The sequence below is a fragment of the Allobosea sp. NPDC055594 genome (genome assembly GCF_053618995.1).
The window spans coordinates 294068-316787 of sequence record NZ_JBSHIO010000004.1 but is presented as its reverse complement, the minus strand read 5'-3'; the positions used below and the strand labels follow the sequence as shown (position 1 = coordinate 316787).

23 protein-coding genes are annotated in these 22720 nt (G+C 68.0%); 3 read left to right on the top strand and 20 right to left on the bottom strand.

Annotation, left to right across the window (positions count from 1 at the left end; translation table 11 throughout):
- Window positions 1-63: 63 nt before the first annotated feature.
- The 7 genes from ACWGRX_RS11005 to ACWGRX_RS10975 form a co-directional block, all read right to left on the bottom strand.
- Entirely contained in the window at window positions 64-1041 is a 978-nt protein-coding gene (locus ACWGRX_RS11005) for a TRAP transporter substrate-binding protein (RefSeq protein WP_291638661.1), read from the bottom strand.
- Window positions 1042-1133: 92 nt separating this feature from the next.
- The gene (locus tag ACWGRX_RS11000; RefSeq protein ID WP_291638662.1) at window positions 1134-1529 is read right to left on the bottom strand and encodes a hypothetical protein; all 396 of its coding nucleotides are present in this window, start codon (window positions 1527-1529) and stop codon (window positions 1134-1136) included.
- Window positions 1526-1954 carry a hypothetical protein gene (locus ACWGRX_RS10995; RefSeq protein ID WP_452117571.1) on the bottom strand — a complete coding sequence of 143 codons (429 nt, stop codon included), beginning with the start codon at window positions 1952-1954 and terminating at the stop codon, window positions 1526-1528. The genes ACWGRX_RS11000 and ACWGRX_RS10995 overlap by 4 nt, the downstream gene beginning before the upstream one ends.
- Entirely contained in the window at window positions 1951-2859 is a 909-nt protein-coding gene (locus tag ACWGRX_RS10990; RefSeq protein ID WP_452117570.1) for an NAD(P)-dependent oxidoreductase, read from the bottom strand. The genes ACWGRX_RS10995 and ACWGRX_RS10990 overlap by 4 nt, the downstream gene beginning before the upstream one ends.
- Before the next feature lie 10 nt (window positions 2860-2869).
- Window positions 2870-3664, bottom strand: a complete 795-nt coding sequence (locus ACWGRX_RS10985; protein ID WP_291638665.1) for an SDR family NAD(P)-dependent oxidoreductase — start codon at window positions 3662-3664, stop codon at window positions 2870-2872.
- A 36-nt stretch (window positions 3665-3700) separates the two neighbouring features.
- Window positions 3701-4957: a ribulose-bisphosphate carboxylase large subunit family protein gene (locus tag ACWGRX_RS10980; protein WP_452117569.1), complete on the bottom strand. Its 1257-nt coding sequence runs from the start codon at window positions 4955-4957 to the stop codon at window positions 3701-3703.
- Between the two features lie 41 nt (window positions 4958-4998).
- Complete coding sequence (locus ACWGRX_RS10975) at window positions 4999-5760, bottom strand: SDR family NAD(P)-dependent oxidoreductase (protein WP_452117568.1); 762 nt, start codon at window positions 5758-5760, stop codon at window positions 4999-5001.
- 139 nt (window positions 5761-5899) lie between these two features.
- On the opposite strand from ACWGRX_RS10975, the gene ACWGRX_RS10970 reads away from it, so the two are divergent.
- Entirely contained in the window at window positions 5900-6664 is a 765-nt protein-coding gene (locus ACWGRX_RS10970) for a FadR/GntR family transcriptional regulator (protein ID WP_452117567.1), read from the top strand.
- Window positions 6661-7971: a four-carbon acid sugar kinase family protein gene (locus tag ACWGRX_RS10965; protein WP_452117566.1), complete on the top strand. Its 1311-nt coding sequence runs from the start codon at window positions 6661-6663 to the stop codon at window positions 7969-7971. Before ACWGRX_RS10970 ends, ACWGRX_RS10965 begins: the two co-directional genes overlap by 4 nt.
- Before the next feature lie 62 nt (window positions 7972-8033).
- Here ACWGRX_RS10965 and ACWGRX_RS10960 read toward each other — a convergent pair whose 3' ends face one another.
- From ACWGRX_RS10960 to ACWGRX_RS10920, 9 genes are all read right to left on the bottom strand, one after another.
- Entirely contained in the window at window positions 8034-9830 is a 1797-nt protein-coding gene (locus ACWGRX_RS10960; protein WP_452117565.1) for a cobalamin-dependent protein, read from the bottom strand.
- A gap of 25 nt (window positions 9831-9855) precedes the next feature.
- Window positions 9856-10650: an aspartate dehydrogenase gene (locus tag ACWGRX_RS10955; protein ID WP_452117564.1), complete on the bottom strand. Its 795-nt coding sequence runs from the start codon at window positions 10648-10650 to the stop codon at window positions 9856-9858.
- An 11-nt stretch (window positions 10651-10661) separates the two neighbouring features.
- Complete coding sequence (locus ACWGRX_RS10950) at window positions 10662-11174, bottom strand: cupin domain-containing protein (RefSeq protein WP_452117563.1); 513 nt, start codon at window positions 11172-11174, stop codon at window positions 10662-10664.
- A gap of 14 nt (window positions 11175-11188) precedes the next feature.
- Window positions 11189-12802 carry an ABC transporter ATP-binding protein gene (locus ACWGRX_RS10945; RefSeq protein WP_452117562.1) on the bottom strand — a complete coding sequence of 538 codons (1614 nt, stop codon included), beginning with the start codon at window positions 12800-12802 and terminating at the stop codon, window positions 11189-11191.
- Between the two features lie 11 nt (window positions 12803-12813).
- On the bottom strand, window positions 12814-13644 hold the full coding sequence (locus ACWGRX_RS10940) for an ABC transporter permease (RefSeq protein ID WP_291638674.1): 831 nt from the start codon (window positions 13642-13644) through the stop codon (window positions 12814-12816).
- Between the two features lie 3 nt (window positions 13645-13647).
- Window positions 13648-14625 (bottom strand): ABC transporter permease, encoded by a 978-nt coding sequence (locus tag ACWGRX_RS10935; protein WP_316020696.1) that lies wholly within the window; start codon window positions 14623-14625, stop codon window positions 13648-13650.
- 141 nt (window positions 14626-14766) lie between these two features.
- Window positions 14767-16371, bottom strand: coding sequence for an ABC transporter substrate-binding protein (locus tag ACWGRX_RS10930; RefSeq protein ID WP_291638676.1), 1605 nt, complete (start codon window positions 16369-16371; stop codon window positions 14767-14769).
- A gap of 49 nt (window positions 16372-16420) precedes the next feature.
- Window positions 16421-17263 (bottom strand): VOC family protein, encoded by an 843-nt coding sequence (locus tag ACWGRX_RS10925; RefSeq protein WP_452117561.1) that lies wholly within the window; start codon window positions 17261-17263, stop codon window positions 16421-16423.
- Window positions 17264-17566: 303 nt separating this feature from the next.
- Window positions 17567-18340 carry a GntR family transcriptional regulator gene (locus ACWGRX_RS10920; RefSeq protein WP_291638678.1) on the bottom strand — a complete coding sequence of 258 codons (774 nt, stop codon included), beginning with the start codon at window positions 18338-18340 and terminating at the stop codon, window positions 17567-17569.
- Window positions 18341-18477: 137 nt separating this feature from the next.
- On the opposite strand from ACWGRX_RS10920, the gene ACWGRX_RS10915 reads away from it, so the two are divergent.
- Window positions 18478-19257: a pyrroline-5-carboxylate reductase family protein gene (locus ACWGRX_RS10915; protein ID WP_452117560.1), complete on the top strand. Its 780-nt coding sequence runs from the start codon at window positions 18478-18480 to the stop codon at window positions 19255-19257.
- A gap of 13 nt (window positions 19258-19270) precedes the next feature.
- Here ACWGRX_RS10915 and ACWGRX_RS10910 read toward each other — a convergent pair whose 3' ends face one another.
- Genes ACWGRX_RS10910 through ACWGRX_RS10895 form a run of 4 tightly spaced genes read right to left on the bottom strand, consistent with a single transcriptional unit; the run spans window position 19271 to window position 22698 of the window.
- Window positions 19271-20023, bottom strand: coding sequence for an SDR family oxidoreductase (locus ACWGRX_RS10910; protein WP_452117559.1), 753 nt, complete (start codon window positions 20021-20023; stop codon window positions 19271-19273).
- Window positions 20024-20045: 22 nt separating this feature from the next.
- Window positions 20046-20981: a 3-hydroxyacyl-CoA dehydrogenase NAD-binding domain-containing protein gene (locus tag ACWGRX_RS10905; RefSeq protein ID WP_452117558.1), complete on the bottom strand. Its 936-nt coding sequence runs from the start codon at window positions 20979-20981 to the stop codon at window positions 20046-20048.
- Between the two features lie 2 nt (window positions 20982-20983).
- Window positions 20984-21814 (bottom strand): alpha/beta fold hydrolase, encoded by an 831-nt coding sequence (locus tag ACWGRX_RS10900; RefSeq protein WP_452117557.1) that lies wholly within the window; start codon window positions 21812-21814, stop codon window positions 20984-20986.
- Complete coding sequence (locus ACWGRX_RS10895; RefSeq protein WP_452117556.1) at window positions 21811-22698, bottom strand: hypothetical protein; 888 nt, start codon at window positions 22696-22698, stop codon at window positions 21811-21813. The genes ACWGRX_RS10900 and ACWGRX_RS10895 overlap by 4 nt, the downstream gene beginning before the upstream one ends.
- Between the last annotated feature and the right edge of the window lie 22 nt (window positions 22699-22720).

Here is a 22720-nt window from a genome sequence, read left to right as displayed (position 1 = left end):
CTCCAGGCTGCCTCAGATTCCGGGCCGCGACGAGAAGCAGGCGCCCCTCGCCGCGGCGCGCGCTCATTTCAGGTATTTGGAGACGGCCTGAACGACGCTCGGCGCCCAATTCTTCGAGAGTTCATCGATGGCGGGGCGAGCCTTGGCGATGAAGGGCGCGCGGTCGACCTTGATCGCGGTCATCTTGTTCTTTTCCACCAGCGCATTGCAGACGCCGTCGATCTGCTGCTTGGTGATTTCGTCGCCATATTTGGCGGCATCGACGGCCGAGCTGACGACGGCCTCGCGCAGTGCCGGGCTCAGGCTGTCGAGAAAGCGCGAGCTGATCGTCCAGTGCCAGACGGCCGGGACATGCGCCGTATAGATCAGGTGCGATTGGACCTCGTAGAGCTTGGCCTGGTTGATGTTGAAGCAAGGATTTTCCTGTGCCTCGATCACGCCCATCTGCAGGCCGCTGAACACTTCCGGCCAGGCGACGGGCGTCGGCCGGGCGCCGAGCTCGGACCAGACCCGGACCCAGGAGGGAATTTCCGGCACGCGCAGCTTCAGGCCCTTCAGGTCGTCGGGCGTCTTGATCGGCTTCTTGGCGGACAGGTGGCGGTCGCCGCGGCGGAAGAAGGCGACGAGGTCGAGCTTGGCCTTGTCCTTGATGAGCTTCTTGCCTTCGGCACCGGCCGAACTCGCCCAGAACTCGAAGATCTCTTCCGGTCCGGGGAACACGAAGGGCACGACGGTCGCGGCATAGGGCGGCGCGACGACATTCGGCAGCGTGTCGCCGAACAGCGTCATCTGGACTTCGTTCACCGTCAGCTGTTCGAGATTGTCGCGCTCGCCGCCGAGCACGGCCGAATGGAAGATCTTGACGTTGATCTCGCCCTTGCTGCGCTCCTTGACCAGTTCGACGAACTTGTCGACCGCCTGGAACTCGGGTCCCGGCGGCGAGGTGTGCATGGCGAAGCTGAGATCGAGGGCCTTCGCCGCCGGGGCGGCAAGCAGCATTCCGAGCACCAGGACAGATGCCGTCAGCTTGTTCTTGAGCATTGGTAGTCCTCCCTGTGTTGATTTTTCCTGCCTGTTTCGGCTTTTGCTCGCGTTTTCTTGTTTTTATCGGCCACGACGCTGCGATGGCCGGGTCATGTGCTGCCGGCGACCTCCGCGGCTTCCTTGACGCTCTGGCCGACCGCGAGGCCCTTCTGCCGCGCAGTATTGCTGACGGCGCTGAGCACGCCGCTCAGCCAGGCATCCTGCGCGTCTCCGATCCGGGCCGTGTCATGCGAGGTGGTGGCGCAAGCGATGCCCTTGGCGTCGAGCATTGCGAGCGCGGCACGTCCGGCGCCGGCCTTGCCTCCGCCGGCGTCGCTGAAGACGACCAGATGCGGCGGATGCAGCGCCGCGAAGGCGCCCGAGATCAGCCCGCCATGCGAACCGCAAATGATGATCGCCCCCTTGTCCTGCGGCGCGATCAGCGAGATCGAATCCATCAGCACGACGCGATGGCCGGCGATCTCGGCGACGGTCTCGTTCCTCATGGCCGGCCTCCGAAAATGCGGCGCACGGCCTGGCCGACCGGCTCGCCGAGTGCGAACCCGGCCTTTTCCGCCGAGGGATTGAGGGCGGACACCAGGCCCGATTGCCAGGTCTCGAGCGCGTTGCCGATCAGCGCGCTGTCGTGCGAGACGGTGCCGGCGATGATGCCGCGCGCCTCGAGATAGGGCAGCGAGGCGATGCCGGCATTCTCTTTGCCGATGCCGGCATCGTTGAAGAACACGGCGGCGATCGGTACTTTGCCGGCATATTCGCCGGAGCTGATGCCGCCATGCGAGCCGGTCATCACCACCTGACCGGCGTCCTCGGGCTTGAGATGCGCGATCGTATCGACGGCGACGACGCGGCGGGTGCCGATCGTCGCGACGATCTCGCGCAGCATGACGAAATCGGGCTGTGCGGCGCTCATGAGCCGTGCTCCCCGCCAAGGCCCGACATTTCCTGCATCAGGAGGGCGAGCGCGGAATTGTCGAGATCGGCGCGGCCGGTATTCGAAAGCACGCCGTAGAGCTGCTGGATCAGCGCCGTAGCCGGCAGGGCGGTGCCGGTCGCACTGCCGTTCTCCAGTGCCAGCTTCAGGTCCTTGCGCTGGAGCGTGACGCGGAAGCCGGCGGCGAAATTGCCGTCGAGCACACGCTGACCGTGCAGGTCGAGCGCCTTGCTCTGGGCGAAGCCGCCGAGCAGCGCCGAGCGGATCTTGCCCGGGTCGACGCCGTTCTTGCGAGCCAGCGTCATCGCCTCGGCGACCGCCTGAATGTTGATGGCGACCGCGACCTGGTTGCAGACCTTGCAGACCTGGCCGGCACCGGGCCCGCCGATATGGCTGATGGTCTTGCCCATCGCCTCCAGGACCTTACGGCAGCGTTCGAGCACCGCGGCGTCGCCGCCGATCATGATCGACAGCGTCGCGTTCTCGGCGCCCTGATAGCCGCCGCTGACCGGGGCATCGAGCATGGCGACACCCTTCGCCGCCAGCGTCTCGGCCATGGCCCGGGTTGCCATTGGCGAGATCGAGCTCATATCGATCAGCACGCTGCCCGGCCGCATGGCAGAGGCGAGCCCGCCCTCGCCCAGCACGACGGCTTCGACGTCCGGCGTGTCGGGCAGCATGGTGATGACGATGTCGGCGGCGCCGGTCGCCGCGGTGGAGCCGGCATCGCTCGCGCCTGCCGCGACCAGTTCGGCCACGGCGGCGCGGTCGAAGTCGTGCACGGCGAGGGGAAAGCCGGCCTTGCGTAGATTGAGCGCCATGCGGCGCCCCATGACGCCGAGGCCGATGAAGCCGATCTTCTGCGCTTGGGAGCTGGTCGTCACGGCCCGCCCCTCAATGCGTCTTGCAGTGCAGGCCGCCATCGACGCAAAGGTCGATGCCGGTGATGTATTTGGATTCGTCCGAGGCCAGGAAGAGCGCGGCATAGGCGATGTCCCAGCCCTCGCCCATGCGCTTCATCGGCGTCACCTCGGCACGCTTGCGCTGCATCTCAGTGAAGTCGGTGTAATGCGCCTTCATCGCCTCGTAGATGTGCGGCGTGTCCATCAGACCAGGCAGCACGGTATTCGCCCGGATGCCCTTCTCGGCATATTGCATCGCAATTGCCCGGGTGAAGTGGTTCACCGCTGCCTTCGAAGCGTAATACGAAATATAGTTGAAGTGCATCCAGCGGATCGAGGCCAATGACGATATGTTGACGATCGAACCGGAACCCTGCGCTTCCATGATCGGCAAGACGCATTTGCAGGTGAAGAACATGCTCTTCAGGTTCACGTCCATGACGCGATCCCATTGTTCCTCAGTCATATCGACCGGGCCGCCTTCGATATTCATGCCGACATTGTTGTGCAGCACATCGATGCGGCCCCAGGTCGACTTCACGGTGTCGACGACTTCGCGCACGCGATCGAGATTGACGACATCGGCCTGGAGCGCCAGCGCGGTGCCGCCCTCGCTCTCGATGATCTCCTTGGTGCGCTCGGCGGCGGCGAGGTTGAGGTCGACGCAGGCGACCTTGGCGCCTTCGCGGGCGTAGAGCACGGCAGAGGCCTTGCCGTTGCCCCAGCCCTCGCCCACCGAGCCTGCGCCGAATACGAGCGCGATCTTGTTCTCCAGGCGCCTAGACATCTGCTTTTCGTCTCCGATGAGTTCCAGAACCAGCGGTCATTTGGCGTGCCGCTCGAAGGTCTCGACCGCGCGTTTCAGAGCGGGCATCTCCTTGGCGGCCGTCGCGAGCGGAATGCCGGCGCGTGCCGCTTCCCAGGCGGCACGCAGCGCACGTGTGCCGGCGGCGATGCCGTCGGGATGGCCGACGATGCCGCCGCCGCAGGCGTAGATCAGGTCGGTGGTGCGCAGCGCGGCGTAGGTGTCGTGGACCTGGAGCACGGTCTGCGCGCTCGAAAGCACCGGCATGATGCGCGGATCGGCTTCGTTCAGCGGCGTCAGACAGGCGCGGGCCGAGGCCAGAACCGATTCGTCGCTCTCGGCGAACTTGTTGCGCAGGCCGTTGACATGGATGTGGTCGACGCCGGCGAGACGGTGGATGAGCTGGTAGACGCGATAGTCGAAGCCGAGCATCGGCGCGCGCGAGAACAGTGCCCAGCCATTGCGATGGCCATGGATGAAGAGCGGGAACTCGCGGCGCAGCGCCAGCACGGCCGGCGTTCCGACCCAGTTGAGGCTGAGCATGGCGCAGTCGCCGCCGGCCTTCAGGATCGCCTCGGCACCGCGGCGCATCTGGTCGAGGTCGCCGGTGATGTTGAAGGCGAACATGATGCGCTTGCCGGTGCGGTCGGCATGGCGCTCGATTGCGCCCATCACTGCCGCGATGCGCTGCTCCAGCGGGGCGAAGAGCGGGTTCGCGCTGAGCTCGTCATCCTTGATGAAGTCGATGCCGCCCTCGGCGAACTCCGCGACGACCTGAGCCGTGTCCTCCGGCAGCAGGCCGATGCTCGGCTTGACGATGGTGCCGATGGCTGGAAGCCCGTCGAGGCGCAGGCGTTCGCGCGTGCCGGCGATGCCGAAGCGCGGGCCGGGAAAGGCGCGGACGAAATCGTCGGGCAACTCCAGATCGAGGAGGCGGATGCCGGAGAGCTCGCTCAGCTCGCCGAGATTGCCGCAGATCGTCGCCATCAGGGTCTGCAGATCCGGCCCGACATTGGCATAGGGCCAGGCGATCTCGACGCGCGCCTGTGTATAGCGCGCCCGGCCGGAGGCCCGCACGCCCGGCAGGCTCGGTACGGGGACCTCGGCCAGGCGTTCGATCCTTGCGACGCGGGCGCCGGCCCGCGCCGTCACCGCATCGGTCTCGGAGGCGAGCTTCATGAAGGTGCCGGTCGATTGCTCGCCGGCGATGGCGGCGGCCGTCTGTTCGACGGGCAGCGGCGTCTCGATCAGATAATGGGCGCGAATCTCGGTCATGATATTGATATGAGGTATGATGTCTCTGGTACGATGAAGGCTCACGGTTCCATGACGTCGCCGCCGCTCACCACCAGCGTGTGGCCGGTGATGAAGGTGGCGCGCTCGGAGAGAAGGAAGGCGACGCCCTCGGCGATCTCGGCCGGCTGGCCGAAGCGTCCCAGCGGCATCGCCGCGAGCCGCGTCGGCAGCAGGGTCTGGTCGAGGCGACCGAGCATGTCGGTGTCGGTGAGCCCTGGCGCGACGGCGTTCACCCGCACATGCGGCGCCAGCGCCTCGGCGAAGCAGCGCATCATCGCGACGACCCCGGCCTTGGCGGCGGAATAGTCGATCTGGCGCGAGCGCGGTCGCAGTGCCGCGATCGAGCTCAGGCAGACAATGCTGCCGAAGCCCTGCGCCAGCATCTGGTCCTTGACCTGCTGGATGGCGATGAAGACCCCGTCGAGATTGACGCGAACCGTTTCGCGGAACTGGTCGAGCGTCAGTTCGGAGTGGTCGCGCGGGCCGGTGGTGCCGGCATTGGCGACGAGATAGGAGATCGGCCCCAGCCGTTCATTTGCGGCGTTCACGGCTGCGGCAAAGGCGGCCTCGTCGCCGACATCGGCCTGGAACAGCTCGCAGATGCCGCCCGCCGCCTCCACCATCGCTTTGGTCTCGGCTGCGGCCGCATGATTGGCGGCGTAGTTGAGCGCGATCTTCGCGCCACCCGCTGCAAGCCGCAGGCAGCAGGCACGGCCGATGCCTCGCGCTCCACCGGTGACCAAGGCAAGCCGGCCGGCAAATTCCGGCGCGATCTCCGTCATTGCGTCTCCAACCCTGTCCGCTTGCCGCTCATTGACGGCTCGTCTTTTGGTTAAAGGTATGATGTCTTGCCTTTTGAAAGGCTGTCAAGCTAAGTCTTGGCGAAAGAGCGGGCCGGTCAGCCCGCAGGCAGGTGAGACCATGGACGCCGGAACAGGCCGCCAGGACATGATGAACGGCAGGGGCAAGAAGCAGCTCAGCCGCCTCGAGCTCGTCCTCGAACACATCAAGCAGCGCATCGCCGACGGCTCGCTCAGGCCGGGCGACCAGCTGCCGCCGGAGCTGGAGCTGGCGCGGGAGCTGGGCTTGAGCCGCACGCCGGTGCGCGAGGCGGTCAAGGTGCTCGCGGCGGCCGGCGTCCTGATCGTGAAGCACGGCCACGGCACCTTCGTCAGCGCCGGCGCCCAGGCTTCCCTCGGCCAGCTTCTGCTGTTCGAGATCTACATGAAGGATACGACGCCGCAGAAGCTGATGGAGGTGCGGCTGCTCTTCGAGCGCGCCTGCGCCGAACTCGCCGCTCAGCGACGGACCGAGGCGGATCTCGCGGAGATGCGTGCCTGTATCGAGCGGCTGCGCCCGCTCGCTGGCGCCGATCCGATCGATTTCGACGCGACGGTCGAGGCCGATCTCGCCTTCCACCGCGCGATCTACCGCGCCGCCAAGAACGAGCTGGTCGAGACGCTGGCGAACTTCGTGCTGACCATGGTCTCGGGCTGGCTGCGCCGCTCGCACGCCCATGGCGGGCTCGCCGACACGGTGCGGCTGCACGAGATCATGTACACGATGATCGAGACGCGCAATTCCGGCGGCGCGCGCGAGGCCTATGGCGCCGAGGTCAATATGGAGCATTTCCGCAGGATTCTCGAGCAGATGGGAGCCCGAGAGGACGAGGCCGATCGCAGATGAGCGGGCCGGCCATCTGCTTCTACGGCGACGATTTCACCGGCGCCTCCGAGAACCTTGCGCAGTTCCACAAGCACGGCCTGCGCTGCCGGCTCTACTTCGAGCCTGCCGATCCGCAGCGTGTCCGCGCCGAGGCGGCGGAACTCGACGTCATCGGCATCGCCGGCGTCGCCCGTTCGCGCGCACCCGACCAGATGCGCGTGTTGCTCGGCGATGCGTTCCGGCTGTTCGGGTCGCTCGGCACCCGGCTCAACCAGTACAAAATCTGCTCGACCTTCGATTCCGCGCCGCAAACCGGCAATTTTTCCGTCGCGATCGCCGAAGCGCTCAAGGTCTGGCCAGGGGCTTTGCTGCCGGTGCTGCCCGCCACGCCGGATTTCGGCCGCTACACCGCCTTCGCCAATCATTTTTCGCGACATCGCGGCGAGATTCTGCGGCTCGATCGCAATCCGGCGCTGGTCGAGCATCCCTCGACACCGATGAACGAGGCTGATCTGCGCCGCCATCTCGCCAATCTCGGCGTCGAGGCGACGGCCGCGATCATGCTGCCGGAACTCGGCCAGGATCGCGAGGCGCTCGCCCGGCTGATCGAGCAGCGCGGGGCCGGCGCCGTCCCGGTCGTGCTCGATACCGTCGACAATGCCCAGCTCGGCCATGTCAGCTGCGCGATCTGGCAGCTCGCGGCAAGGCGCGATGTGTTCTGTCTGGCGGCGCAGGGGCTCCCGCAAGGCCTCGGCGGTGCGGTCGCCGCCCAGCTTGGCCGCAGCGCGGAACTGTCGCCCGGCCGGGTGCAGGGCGGCCCGGGGCTCGTGCTCTCGGGTAGTTGCTCCGCCCAGACCGCCGTCCAGCTCGCGGTGGCGGAAGCGGCGGGCTGGACCCTGCTGCATCTGCCGATCGAGCGGCTGGCTTCCAGCGACGACGCGCAGCGCGCCGTCGCGGCCGTGGCTCCTGCGATGGTCGCGGCCCTGCGCGCCGGCCGCTCGACCGCAGTCTTTACCGCGCGCGGCGAGGTCACGCAGGCCTTCGACCTCGCCCGCCCGCCCAGCGTTGGCCTCGCGCTCGCCGAGCTGTTCCGGCAGGCCGTGCGCGAAGCGGGGCTGCGGCGCGTCATCTTTGCCGGCGGTGACAGTTCAAGCTTTGCGATGCGCAGTTGCGGGGCCTATGCGCTCGAGATCGCGGCCTCCAGCGGCCAGCAGGCCAGCCATGTCTGCGCTCTGCTGGCCGATGACGAACTCAATGGCGTCGAGGTCGTCCTCAAGGGGGGGCAGGCGGGCAGCGACCGCTTCTTCCTCGATCCGATGTCGGGCTGAGGCTCACCGGCGCATAGGCGGTCTGCTCCGGCCCGCATCGATGCGGGCCCGGATGCCGCGTGTCACATCGTCCGCCGGTCAGGTCGAGCCCGGTTGAGGTCGGCCAAGGCGCTCAGCTCCGCGACCAGGCGCTCTGGCGAGATGCAGGGAATGGCTCCGATCCTGGCGAGATCATCGGTGACGTCGACCGGCAGGCCGGAGTTCGAATCCTCGGGGATCTGGTTGAGGCGCCCGCCGATGCAGACCGGCAGGCTGGCCCCGGCGCGTTCGAGCGCCGCCAGAACCTCGGTCGCGAAGCGCAGGGCGATACCGTTATAGGTGCTGATCGCGATTACGTCGCAGCCATTCGCCAGGGCGATGGCGACGAGGTCGTCGGGATCGGCCGAGGTGCCGCCATCGACCGGCTCGGCTTTGAGCTGGGTCAGCAGATGCTCGATCAGGCTTTTGCCGTGCTCATGTACGTCGCTGCTGGCGACGCAGACCTTCAGCCGCGCCTGGCCGATGCCGTTGCGGACCGGCGCTGCGACCTTGTCGAGCCAGGCTTCGGTCTCGTGGCGGAGTTCCTCGACCCATTCGGCCTCGACAAGCGCGCGGCGTCCACCCCAGGCGGCAAGGTCCTGCGTCCCGACGCCATAGAGCGCTTCCAGCCGCCGCGGGCCGATACGGCGCAGAGCCAGCATGATGGCGGCGGGGTCGCGGATGTCGACGCCGATCTGCGCAAGCCCGGCAAGGACACGGTCGCGGAACTGGCGCGCACCGGCGACGAGCTTTGCCGCCATCGCATCGACCGGCGCGAGATCGATCAGGCCTAGGCTGGCGGAGGCATGCTCGACCAGCTTTCCGGCGAAGGTCTGGGCGTCGATGATCTCGTCGGTGTCGGGAATGCGCTCGTTCTCGGTGACCGGCACCGGGTTGATGGCATGGCCGCTGTGCTGCCGGCACAGCGACCAGATATCGGCCTGGAGATAGCTGGCGAGGCTGGCGAAATTGCCGGCCGGGGTCGACTTGTAGCTGACCGTGTTGCCGAAGATCATGCTGCCGGGCGTGTCGGTCACCTGCATCAGTGCGTGGTGGAAGGCGAGTCGCACCAGCGGCGCCGTGAAGTGGTGGCCGTAGCAATGCGAGGCGCGGGCGCCGATCAGCTCCTCGACGATGTATTTCTCGACCAGAACCATGCCGAGCGCCGAGCTCATGTCGGAGAACAGGCCGGCGAAGCCGTCGTCGAGATTGGAATGGACGAGCACCTCGACCGGCTGGGCCGCGATCAGGCCGAGCGCGGTCACGGTCGCCTCGGTCGTCGCGACGTCGTCGTCCCAGTCGGGCAGGCGGAAGGTGAAGTACTGGCCGAGATTGCCGACCGTGGTGACGCCCGCCGCCAGGGCCGCACGGGTATTCTCGACGGCGCCGGGCAGCCCAAGCATGAAATCGCCGAAATGTGCCGCGGCCGGGACGACGCCGGTGATGCGGGCGAAATCCTCCGGTCCGGTCAGCACGATGCCGGTGCCGCGCGGGCGCTTGTCGCGCTCGGCGATAGGATAGCCCATCGACCAGTCGAGGGTGATGCCGAAGCGGTCGACGGTGACGCCGCGCCCGGCACAGCTCTCATGCACGCTGCGGATCGCCTCGAGCGTGCGTTCGACGCTGCGAAAGCCGATATGGGCGTGCTGCATGATCCGGCCTTCAGCGGCCGTGCGGCGTTTGTAGTCGGCCTCGCAGGCGACCTGCGCCGTATCGAGGAAGAGATTGCGACCGACCTGCCAGTCGCGCGCCATCACGGCGCCTTCGGTGAGCAGTTCATGGCCCGGTCGCAGCCGCGGCGGGACGAGGTCGGCGAGCGGTGGCAAGACAGGCACGGTCATCTGGCGTTCTCCACCTGCCTGCCGGCTAGATCGCGATGCGATCGAACTGGCGGCGGATCGCGGCGGTGAGGCTCGCTGCCGTCAGGGCCGAGGTCTTCGGGTTGGTCGGGGACGGCAGGTTGACGAAGCTCATCCGCGCGGTGCCGAGCGCGCTCGTCGCCTCGATCTCGTGCGTGTTGCCCGCTGCGGCCGGGTCGGAAACGATCCTGACCGAGAGCCGGTCATGGCCGACGGCGAGCGCGATCGTCAGCCCGACATTGAGGTTCTTCGGATAGAGCTTGGCGGCTTCGCGCGCCGTGCCTTCGTAGAGCACGATCTCGGCCTGCGCGGCCTTCTCGGCGAGGTCGGCCGCCGCGAGCTCCGGTCCCCAGGCAGCTGGCGGCTTCCGCGAGGTGTAGCGGACTTCAGCGTCCTGCGTCTCGCGTAGCGCCGCGAGATAGTCGAGGCCACCGACCGCGCCGGAGGGAACGATCAGCCGGGCATTTCCGGTTTGCGCAGCCTCGGCGAGGCGCAAGAGCAGGGCATCGTCGGCGAGCGCACCGGTCGAGGCCGGCAGCGCCGGGATGCCGGCGGCGAGCACCTGCGGAAGGTTCTCGGCGACGGCGGCATGGCCCGCCGCCTCGACCACGAGGTCGGGGCGCCAGGCCAGCAGCTCGGCAAGGCCATCGAGCGCAGCGACGCCGGCGGGCAGGCTCGCCCGGCTCGGCGAGCCCGGTCGCAGCAGGCAGGCGAAGGCGAAGCCCTCGCCGCCGAGGCGGGCGTGAATGTCGCGCGCGATCGTGCCGAAGCCGATCAGCGCGAGGCGCCGCTCGCTCGCCATGCCGGTCTCCGTCAGGGCTTGCGCTGGTCGGTGGGCTGCGCCGCGAAGACCGTCTGGCGCTCGATCTCGAGCACGTTCTCGGGGCGCGGGAAATTCTCCGGCGCGGGCTCACCGGCAGTGCGCGGGCGGCCGATCAGGCTGAAGAAGTCCTCGAGACCGTTCGGCACGATCAGCCAGACCCAGTGCAAATCCTCGGTGCCGTCGTTGATGAACATGTGGCGGCGGCTCTTGCCGACGAAGATCGCCGTGCCGGGCACGGCCGGGACGTCCTTGCCGTCGAGTACGGCACGGCCCTTGCCCTTGATGAAGTAGATGACCTCCTCATGGCGATCATGGCTGTGTTCGCGCACATAGCCGCCGGGCGGCACGGTCTGGGTGCCGAAGGCCAGCGGGTTGTCCATCTTGACCTTGGACGGGTCGAGCGCGACCTCGATATGGCCGTTGGCCGGCACGGGCTGCCAGAAGCTGGTGGCGGTGCCGGGCTGGACGACGAAGGTCTCGCCGGGTTCGTGGACTTCGCTCATGGCGCAAGGCTCCGTCAGTTGGCTCGTCCCGGCACGGCCGAGAGCAGCCTTTGGGTGTAGGGGTGCTGGGGCGCGGCGAAGATCTCGGCCGTCACGCCGTGCTCGACGACCTCGCCGCGCTGCATGATCGCGATCCGGTCGCAGATCTGCGCCGCGACGCGCAGGTCATGGGTGATGAAGATCATCGAGAGCGAGAGCTTGTCGCGCAGTTCGACCAGCAGCTTGAGCACCTGCGCCTGCACGGAGACGTCGAGCGCCGACACGGCTTCGTCCGCGACCAGCACCTTGGGTTCGAGGGCCAGGGCCCGGGCGAGGCCGATGCGTTGGCGCTGCCCGCCGGAGAATTCGTGCGGCAGCCGGTCGGTGGCGCTGGGGTCGAGGCCGACGAGCGCGAAGAGCTCCTTGGCCCGCGCCATTGCCACGCCATGCTTCGTGCCGCGCGCGATCAGGCCCTGGGTGACCAGGTCGCCGACCGTGCGGCGCGGATTGAGCGAGGCGTAGGGGTCCTGGAAGACCATCTGGACGAGATGGCGGTGGCGCCGCAGGCTCTCGCCTTGGAGCTTGCCGAAATCGACGCCGTCGAGTTCGATTGCGCCCTGGTCCGGGTCGAGCAGGCGCACGATGCAGCGGGCCAGCGTCGACTTGCCCGAGCCGGATTCGCCGACGATGCCGAGGGTCGCCTGGCTCGGCAATGCGATGCTCGCCGACTTGACCGCATAGGTCACGCGCTGCTTGCGGCCGAACCAGCCTCCGCCGCTGCGATAGGTCTTGGAGAGATCGCTCACCGTCGCGATGCTGCGGTCGGGCAGCGTGCGCGGCGGCGGCGGCGTCAGGCTCGGCACGGCCGCGATCAGCGCCTTGGTATAGGGGTGCTGCGGGTTCTCCAGCACGGCCGCGGCGCTGCCGCTTTCGACCACCTTGCCGTGCTGCATCACCATCACCCGATCGGCGATCTCGGCGACCACGCCGAAATCATGGGTGATGAACAGCACCGACATGCCGGTGCGCCGCTGGATGTCGCGGATCAGCTTGAGGATCTGCGCCTGGATGGTGACGTCGAGCGCCGTCGTCGGCTCGTCGGCGATCAGGATCTTCGGCTCGAGCGCGAGCGCCATCGCGATCATCACGCGCTGGCGCTGGCCACCGGAGAGCTCGTGCGGATAGGCGCGATAGGCGGAGGCCGGTTCGGGAATGCCGACCTCGTCGAGCAGCTTGAGGGCGCGCGCCTCGATCTCGGCCTTCGGCAGATCGGTATGGGCGCGGAACATCTCGGCGATCTGGTCGCCGGCGGTCCGCAGCGGGTTCAGAGCCGTCATCGGCTCCTGGAAGATCATGCCGATCTCGGGGCCGCGGATCGCCCGCATCTCGTCCTCGGACAGGCGGACGATGTCGCGCTCGCCGAGCATGATCCTGCCGCCGCGGATCGGCAGCATCGGCGGCAGCAGCCCCATCAGGGCCGAGGCGGTCATCGACTTGCCCGAGCCGCTTTCGCCGACGACGCAGACGATCTCGCCGGCGTTCAGGGTCAGCGACAGGTTCTCGACCGCATGGGGCCGGTCGGCGCCCTTGGGCAGGGCGATGGTGAGGTCCTCGATCCGGACGAGCGGAGCCGGGGCGGAGGCGTTCATCTCAGCGGCGCTCATCGGTTGCGAAGCCTCGGATTGAGCGCGTCGTTCAGCCCCTGGCCGACCAGCGAGACCGAGAGGATGGTCAGGAGGATGGCGACGCCGGGGATCGCCGAGACATACCATTCGCTGCGCAGCACCTTGCGGCCCTGGCCGATCAGATTGCCCCAGGAGGCGATGTTCGGATCGGAGAGATCGAGAAAGGCGAGGGCGCTTTCCAGCAGGATCGCGGTCGCCATCACGACGCTGCCATAGACGATGATCGGGGCGAGCGCGTTCGGCAGCACCTCGCGGAAGATGATCCAGCGATTGGTCAGGCCGAGCGTGCGGCAGGCCTGGACGAATTCGCGGTTGCGCAGCGTCAGGAACTCGGCGCGGGTCAGCCGCGCCACCGCCGGCCAGGAGACGACGCCGATCGCAATCGTCACCGCCGTGATGTTGGAGCCGACCACGACGACGAGGACGAGCAGCAGGATGAAGTTCGGCAGCGTCTGGAAGGCCTCGGTCAGGCGCATCAGCACATCGTCCGTCAGCCCGCCATAGAAGCCGGCGACGGCGCCGACCACGATGCCGATCGCGATCGCGATCAGGGTCGAGACGACGCCCATCAGCAGGGTGGTGCGGGCGCCATGGGCGATCTGGGCGGCGATGTCGCGGCCCGAGGCGTCGGTGCCGAGCAGGAAGCGGCCGGCGGGATTTGGCCATTGCAGCGGCCGGCCGGCGAGACCGAGCGGATCACGCGGATAGAGCAGGTCGGCGAAGAGGGCGAGGCCGACGATACCGACGAGGAGCAGGAGGCCGAACATCGCGGCCGGGCTCATCAGGAAATGCTTGAGGGCCTTCATGGCTCAGGCTCCCGCCGCGATGCGTGGGTCGAGCCGCGCATAGATCAGGTCGACGATGAAGTTCACGAGGATGACCATGATGGCGGAGACGAAGACGATGCCGAGCAGCGTGTTGAGATCGCGCTGCACCACGGATTCATAGGCGAGGCGGCCGATGCCGGGCAGCGAGAACACGCTTTCGATCACCACCGAGCCGCCGAGCATGGTGCCGGCCTGCAGGCCGATCAGCGTCACCATCGGCAGGAGCGCGTTGCGCAGCACATGCTTGCGGACGATCTCGCCGCGGGTCAGGCCCTTGGCCCGCGCCGTGCGCACGAAGTCGAGGGTCGAGACCTCGAGCATCGAGGCGCGCATGATGCGCAGATAGATGGCGAGGAAGATTAGCGCGAGCGTGATCGTCGGCTGGACGAGATGGCGGGCGATGTCGAGCACCAGCCAGATGCCGGTCGCGCCGGAGCCGATCTCGTAGAGCCCGCCCGGCGGCAACCAGGCCAGCCAGATCGAGAACACGACGATGCTCATCAGGCCGAGCCAGAAGGAGGGCGTCGCGTAGAACAGCAGCCCGAGCAGCGAGATCAGCGTGTCGGCCCAGCCGTTGACGCGCTGTGCCGAGACGATGCCGAGCACCATGCCGGCGAAGAAGGCGAAGCTGAGCGCCGAGAACATCAGCATCAGCGTCGCCGGCAGCCGTTCCAGGATCACGGTGGCGACGGGCTTGTTGTAGATGGCGGAAAAGCCGAGATCGAGGCGGACCAGCCGCCAGAGATAGTCGAGCAGGCGCACTGCGGCGCTGCCTTCCAGCCCGTAGAAGCGCCGCAGTTCCGCCGCCTGCGCCGGGTCGCCGCCGCCCATCTGCGCCATCAGCGCGTCGACCGTGTCGCCGGGCGCGAACTGCAGGAGGATGAACAAACCGGCGAGCAGGATGAGCAGCGTCGGCACGCTGCTCATCAGCCGTCGTCCGGCCAGCTTCAGAATTTGCATGGCGTGCTCTTCCAGCGCCGAGCAAGCTGGGATGGCCGCACGGGGCGGGCCATCCGAGATCGCCAAGCGGTGCTTGTCAAAAGGCGTTCGTCAGGCCCGGAGCGGCCTGTCGCCAGGGACAGGCCGCTCCGGTGCGTCCGCTCAGGACTCGATCCACAGATCCGCCCAGTGGCTCGACGGCCAGCGCGGATTGTTGTGGTGGTTCTTCAGCTTCTTGCTGGTGACCGAGATGAACTGGCGTTCCGTCGCCATCCACAGCGGCACTTCGGTGTTGAGCAGCTTGACGATCTCCGGATACGCCGCCTTGCGCTTGGCGGGATCGATCTCGAAGGCCGCATCGTCCATCATCTTGTCGGCCTTGGGGTCGACCCAGCCCCACTGGTTGGTGAAGGCGGTGCCCTTCGGGCTGCCCGAGCGGTACCAGACCATGGTGCTGATCGCCGGGTCGGCGCGATAGATGTGCCAGCCGGTCGAGAGGTCGTAATCCCAGTCGCGGTAGACGGCGGTGAGATAGGTCGCGGCGTCCGGACGCTGGAGCTCGACCTTGATCCCGACCTGCTGCAGCGACTGCTGGATGAAGGTCGACCAGAGCGGGATGTCCTCGCCGAAGGGCGGGCTCAGCATCTTCAGCGAGAAGCGCACCCCGCCGGCGCCGCGCTTGAAGCCGGCCTCGTCGAGCAGCGCATTCGCCTTCTTGACGTCGAAGGCATAGTCCGGCGCGCCCGGCTTGTAGAAATTGGTCGAGACGGACGGGATCGGCCCATGGGCGCGCTTGCCGTTGCCGTACAGGAAGTTCTCGATGAAGAAGTCGGTGTCGACCGCGTGGATGATGGCGCGGCGCACGCGCACATCCGCGAGCTCCTTGCGGCGCAGGTTGAACTCGATCGTGTTCTGGAAGGGCTGGCGCTCATTGCCGCGCGAGGAGACCTCGAAGCGCGGATCCTTGCCGAGCCGGTCGATATCGGCCAGCGGCAGCGAGGAGTAGTTGCTCATATGGACCTGGCCGGCCTCGATCGCGGCGGTCGCGGCGGCCTTGTCGGTGATGAAGCGCCAGACGATCTTGTCGAGATAGGGATAGCCCTTGCGCCAGTAATCCGGGTTGCGCTCGGCGATGACGTATTGGCCGCGCTCATACTGCGCGAACTTGAACGGCCCGGTCCCGATCGGGGCGACGTTTGCCGGGTTGTCGAGGATGTTGGTGCCCTCGTAGATGTGCTTGGGCGCGATGTAGCCGAGGTCCGGCGCCGCGCCCATGAACAGGTCCATCGGCATCGGGCGGCTGTAGCGGAAGATCGCGGTATGCGCGTCCGGCGTGTCGACCGCCTCGAGGGCCGAATGCAGCGCCGTGCCGTAGTTCAGGTGCTTCTTCCACAGCTCCATCGCGGTGTACTGGACGTCGGCCGAGGTGAAGGGCTTGCCGTCATGCCACTTCACGCCTTCGCGCAGCTTGATGGTTATGGTCTTGCCGTCCGGCGAGCCTTCCCAGCTCGTCGCCAGCATCGGCTCGAGCTCGCCCTTCTCGTTGAGGTCGACCAGCGGCTCCATGATCTTGGAGGCGATGACATAGACGCCCGTCGAGGCGCGCAGGGCGGGGTTCAGGATGCGCTGCTCCTGCGGCATGTGCACCGTAATCGTGCCGCCGCGCTTCGGCTCCTGGGCGAAGGCGCCGGCGGGCAAGGCGGCCGCCAGCGCAAGGGCGCCGGCGCTGGCGAGCAGATGGCGCCGGGTCGGATGTCCTGCAGTCATAGTCCCCTCCATTATTGCGGTTGCTTGTGAAATTCTGTCTGGCCGCCGGTCAGTCGGGCCGGCGTGGTGCCGTTTCCCAGCCGATCAGAGCCCCGTCGACGGCGGCGCAGGGCAGGCCCCCCGGGCCGGTCCATTCCGCGAAGGGCTGCGCGCGGGCGAAGTCGTCGCAGGCGAGTACGACGCCGCAGGGCGCAAGCGCGTCGCCGGGATTGCGGCCCCAGCGCTGCGCGAAGCGCGTGGCATCGACGAAGACGAGATCCGCTCCGCGTGGCCGCATCGCGACCGTGAAGGCGCCGCCACGCTCTCCGACCGAAAGCGACAGCAGCCGGGCGCAGAGCTCGGCCTCGGCACGCGGATCGGTGGCGACGATCTCGATACGCTTCAGGGCGCGGGCGCCGTTGCGATGTTCGACCAGGCTCGGCAGCCAGACCGTCTCGCGGGTGAGATGCTGGCAGGCGAACAGGCGTGCCCCACCCGGCGCCGGTTCAAGCGGCCATTGGAAGATGCGGAAGCCGGCCTCGCCGGTGCGGCCGCCCTCAAGATCGACGGGGCGGCGGAACTCGAAGGGCCCGGTGCTGCCCTCGAAGCCGTCGCGCTTCAGCGCGGCGAGCCCGGCCTCGGCGTCGTCGGTACGCATGGCAAGGCGTTCCAGCCCTGCGCCGTCAGCCAGGAAGGCCCGCGTCGGTGCGTTGAATTCGGTCGCGGCGAGCACGCCGAGGAGTTCGACATAGTCGTCCTCGAACATGATCGTGTGGTTGGCGGTGCCGAGATAGTCGCTGTGCAGGCCGCGCGGCGAAACCGTGAAGCCGAGGGCCTGCCAACGCTCGGCCGACACCGTGAGATTGCTCACGGCGATGACGATGTGGTCGAGCCCAAGGACATGGTCGCGCATTCGGCAAAGGTTCCATGCGAGGCGGGATTTCCCCGATGGCTAGACCGTGTCATAAGTGCATGCAGTTGTACAGGCACTTTTGGCGATCTCTTGCTCAGCTTCTGCGCAAGGCTTGGTCCCGGTTGGTGAAATGCGGAGCAAAGCCATGTCAGCCCTGTCTCGGCCAGCCATGATGGAATGAAGAAAAGCGCTTTGAATTCAATGCCTGGACAGAGTGCGGCAACGAAAGGGACGTGGCGGGCGCCAGCCTTGGCCGGGGCCTGCCGTCACCGTCCAGAATATGGCGAGGCCGAGGGCGTCGGACTATTTCCGGGCGCGGGAACGTCCGCGGCGTGGCGTGGACTGCTCGGGCAGGAAGATCTTGAGCAGGGCTTCCTTGAGCACGGCGCGGGCCTCGGCGAAGGTCAGCGAGATGTGGCTGCGCAGGATCTCGATGCCGCGGTCGCGGTCGCGGTCGACGATCGCCTGGACGATGCGGCTGTGATCCTCGACCAGGCTCCAGTGCTGCGGCCCGTTCTCGATCTGGACGCGGCGGACGAAGCGGATGCGCGCATTGACGCCGATCAGCTGGCGGACGATCTCGGGATTATTGGCGAGCTCGGCGAGATGGACGTGAAAGCCTTCGTCGAGTTCGAGAATCTCGTCGGGATCCTTGTTCTCGTAGCGCACGCGGGCATCGGCCCAGAAGGCCTGGAGCCGGGCGATCCCAGCCTCGTCGGCGCGCTCGCAGGCGAGGGCGAAGGCTCCGGTCTCGATGATCGAGCGCATCTCGAACAGGTCGAGCAAATCGTCGATGTCGACGCCGCGGAAGCAGAAGCCGCGATTGGGCGTGAACACCACGAAGCCTTCGGAGGCGAGCCGGTTCAGCGCCTCGCGGACCGGCGTGCGCGACAGATCGAGCATCTGCGCGAGATGGACCTCGTTGATTCGCTCCGCGGGTCGCATCTTGAATTCGACCAGCTGCTGCCGGATCGCCTTGTAGGCGCGTTCAGCGCTGTCGGCCGCGCGGCGCGGCGCGATGGATTTCACGCCCGTCTTGTCGGGGTCGACGCTGGGAGCCTTTGCGGTGTCCGGCATTCCGCCTCTCTTTACGGCCGATCTGCTGCCGCGACGTTCGCGGCCTCACGACGCTCGACGTTTCAAATGGTGTCGCGGCCAAAAATCAACCACCGATCGCAAACCCGCCCGGTGGTGTGTGCACTCATGGATGCATTATGACCAGAATAGGCTTTCTCGGCGTCGGCCATCTCGCACAGGAGATCATCGCAGGTCTCCTGTGTAGCGGATTGCCGGCGTCGGAACTCATCCTGTCGTCGCGCGGCTATGGCCCGGAACTGGCGGAGCGGCACGGGATCGATCTCGCAACGGACAATCTGGGGCTCGTGGCGGTGGCCGATATCGTCCTGCTGGCGACGCGCCCCTGCGACGCCATCGCAGCGGTCACCGGCCTCGGCTGGCGTTCCGGGCAGATTCTGGTCTCGGCCTGTGCCGGCGTGCAGTTGAACGCGCTTCGGGCGGCCGCGGCGCCGGCGCAGGTCGCGCGGATCATGCCGCTGACCGCCTCCTCGCTTGGGGCGAGCCCGACGACCGTCTATCCTGATCTGCCGGCGCTCCGGCCGTTGCTGGAGCGGCTCGGCTCGGTGATTCCGCTCTCGCACGAGGCCGAGTTCGAGACCGCGACCGTCAGCGCCGCGATCTATGGCTGGGCGCAGATGCTGATCGGCCTCGGCCGCGACTGGTCGGTGGCCCATGGCATGGCGCCGGATGCCGCACGGCGTCTGGCGGCCGAGACCTTCGTCGCCGCGGGGCGGATGATCGCCGAACGGCCCGAAACCGGCGAGGCTCTGCTGCAGAGCCTGGTGACGCCGGGCGGCATCACCGAATGCGGATTGCAGGTCCTCACGGCCGAGGGCGTCGAGGCGAGCTGGCAACTGGCCTGCGACGCCGTGCTGGCGAAGCTGACCGATGGCGCCCCGGTCGACCGGGACGCCTGAACGCTTCTGCGGCTCAGCCCTGCACGGACTTGAAGACATGGCCGCCCACGGCCTGGTCGGTCGGCGAGATCTCGATCTCGGTGACGTCGACATGCTGCGGCAGGCTGAGCACGGCGGCGATGGTCTCGGCGATGTCCTGCGGCTGCAGGGCCCGGACATTGCCGTACATCGTGTCGTGCAGCTTGCTGCGGTCGCCGCCGAAGGCGCGCAGATAGATTTCGGTCTCGACGCGTCCCGGCGCGAGATCGGTGATCCGGACATTGCTGCCGGCCAGATCGTAGCGCAGCGAGCGGCAGGCATGGGACAGGCCGGCCTTGGCGCCGCCATAGGCCGAGGTTCCGGCGAGCACGCCGCGCGCCGCGGTCGTGGTGATGTTGACGACATGGCCGCGCCGGCGCGCGACCATGCCGCCGAGCAGGGCGCGCATCAGCAGCATCGGCGCGGTCAGGTTGACCGCGATCGTCTCGGCGATCTCCTCGGCGCTCTGCTCGTAGAGCGGCTTCACCGTCGCGACCATGCCGGCATTGTTGACGAGGACGTCGATCTCGGCGCCGGCGAGGCCGGCGACGATCGCGTCGGGGTCGCGCACATCGGCAATGACGGGCAGGACGCCGAGCTCGGCGACGCCGCCGTCGAGCGCCTCGCGGCTGCGGGCGACGCCGTAGACGCTCATGCCGAGCCCGGTCAGGCGGCGGCAGATCGCGGCTCCGATGCCGCGCGAGGCGCCGGTGACGAGAGCTGTACGGTAGGGAAAGTCCGTGGCCATGCGGGGGCTCCCGTTGCTGTCCTCAGAGGGCGGCGCGCTGCGTCATCACGCGCAGCAGATCGACGAGACCAGCATCGCGCTGGTCGCGCAGTTCGGCATCGCTGCGCTCGCCGATCGCCTCGCGGACCTCGCGCGAGACGCGCGTGATCGTCTCCGGCTGCAGCTTCGCATCACCGAGATCGTCCCAGATGTCCTGATAGGTCTTGCCGTATTTGGTCAGGAAGGACTCGATGCCGTCGGCGTTGAGGTGGTTCGAGATGAACGAGCCCTGTAGCGTCCATTTCGGGCCCGGCCCGTAGCAGAAGGCGCGGTCGACATCCTCGGCGCTGGCGACGCCGCTCTCGACCAGCGCGATCGCCTCGCGCCACATCGCGCCCATCAGGCGCAGCGCCAGATGCCCGGTGACCTCCTTGCGCAGCACGGCCGGCTTCTTGCCGAGCGCCTCGTAGAAGGCGCGTGTCTGCTCGACGACCTCAGGAGAGGTCTCGCGCCCGCCGACGATCTCCACCAGCGGCATCAGATGGACCGGGTTGAACGGGTGGGCGAGGACGACGCGCTGTGGCCGCGTGCATTTCGCCTGCATCTCCGAGACCAGCAGCGCCGAGGAGGAGGAGGCGATCACCACGTTCTCGCCGACATGCCGCTCGATCCCTGCCAGCAGATCCTGCTTGAGGTCGAGGCGTTCGGGGCCGGATTCCTGAACGAAGGCGGTTCCGGCGAGCGCCTTGCCGAGATCGGTCGAGAAGCGGATAGGGCCGCGCGCGGCCCGCGCCGGCGCCAGGCGCTCGAGATCGTCGATCAGGGCCGGGTGCAGCGTCTGGAACGCCTCCCAGCGCGCCGGGTCGGGATCGTAGCAGGAGACCTCGTAGCCGTGATGGGCGAAGGTCGCCGCCCAGCGCTGGCCGATCGTGCCGAGCCCGACGACGCCGATCGGCCCGCGCTCAGGGGTGATGTCCATGATCATGTCCTCGTCTCGGCGGCGGGGAGCCCGTCGCGCAGAAAATCCAGCACCGCGTCGCGGTAGAGCGCAGGCTCCGCCCGCATGGCGTAATGGCCGCCGCGCGGCAGCAGCCGTAGCTCCGCCTGTGGGATCGCGTCCGCGAGGCGCTGCGACAGATAGGCGGGCGTCACGATGTCGTCGGCCGCGACCACGACGCGCACCGGGGCGGCGATCTGCGCCAGCCGGTCATGGGCGTCGTGGCCGAGCACGGCGAGCATGCGCTCGCGCACCACCGCTGCATCCGTTGGCTTCGAACGCGCTGCGGCCGCTTGCAGCTCGGCTTCGACGACGGCGTCGTTCGCATCGAGCCAATAAGGGGCGTTGAGCAGCGTCGCGGCATGGCGGCGATAGGCGTCGATGCCGAGCTGGTCGAGCAATTCGATCCGCCCGGCGAAGAGGCGGCGCATATAGGCACAAGGGCGGCCGAAGGTCGCCGACAGCACCAGCCGCGAGACGCGAGCGGGATGGGCGAGCGCCAGGCTCTGCGCGATCGCGCCGCCGGTGGAATGGCCGAGGATGGCGGCGCTGGCGATGCCGAGATGGTCGAGCAGGCCGACGAGGTCCTCGCGCATCGCGGCGATACTGGTTGGGCCTTCCAGAGTCGAGGAGCCGCCGACGCCGCGATGGTCATAGGTGACGACCCGGAAATGCGGGGCGCAGATCTCGGCGAAGGCGTTCCAGAACGAGGCCAGCCCGCCGAGGCCCGAGATCAGCACGAGCGCCGGGCCTTCGCCGCGGACCGTGTAGGCGAGGGCCCCGCCATCGGGGAGGGAGGCGAGTCCGGTGTTCATGGCGCGGTCGCCTCGGTGCCGGCCTCGTCGAGCGCCGATCTCGCCGCCTCGTTCACCGCCGACCAGGGAATGCGCAGGTCGAGCCAGGCTGCCAGCCGACCGGCGCAGAGGATCGCCTCGTCGGTCAGTTCGGCGAGCGGAATTTCCTCGCGGCCGAACGCCGCCTCCAGGGCGAAGATCGCCGCTGCGCTCTCGCCGAGATGGCAGAAATCGCGCAGCCTCGTTGCGGCCTTGTTGCAGGCCACGGCGGCGATGCGGCGCGAGATGCGCGGCTCTTCCGTCGCAAGGCCACCGCGCACCCACCAGAGCAATTCGTGCAGGATGCGGGCCTCGGACTCGGCGAGGAAGAGCGGTCCGGCGGGGTGCATGGTGGCGCGCGAGGCCAGCAGGGTCTCGATATCGGCTGGCGAGGCGCTCCAGAGCCTTTGCCTGATGGCGACGAGGTCTGCCGGCAGCGGCGAGGCAGCGGCGCTCACCGGCGGGGCGGTTTCGGCATGCGTCAGGCCGCCGGAGAACAGCCTGCGCCCGTGCTGCTCGCGCAGGCCCAGGCCGAGCGCCTGCAGTTCGGGCAGCCCGCCCTCGATCTGGCCGAGCAATGTGACCTCAGCCGTCTCGGCCTGGAGCGGTGCGAAGATCAGCTCGAGGAACTGCCGGGCGGGCCAGTACAGGAAGGCGCCCGGTTGCGCCTCCATCACGTCGACGCCGCCCTCGGCGTCCTCGACGAAGGGGGCGTGCCAGTAGATGTGCTGGCCGGCGATCTTCGGCGTGTGCAGCTGCAGCGCCGCCGGCAGCGTCGCGCTCAGCGCCGCGAGGGTTCGCGGCGCCCGGGCCGCGTCACAGGCGATCCGCCAGCGCGTATCGCCGATGTGGAAATCGAGTTTCATGAATGGCGTCCGGGGCGGCGCG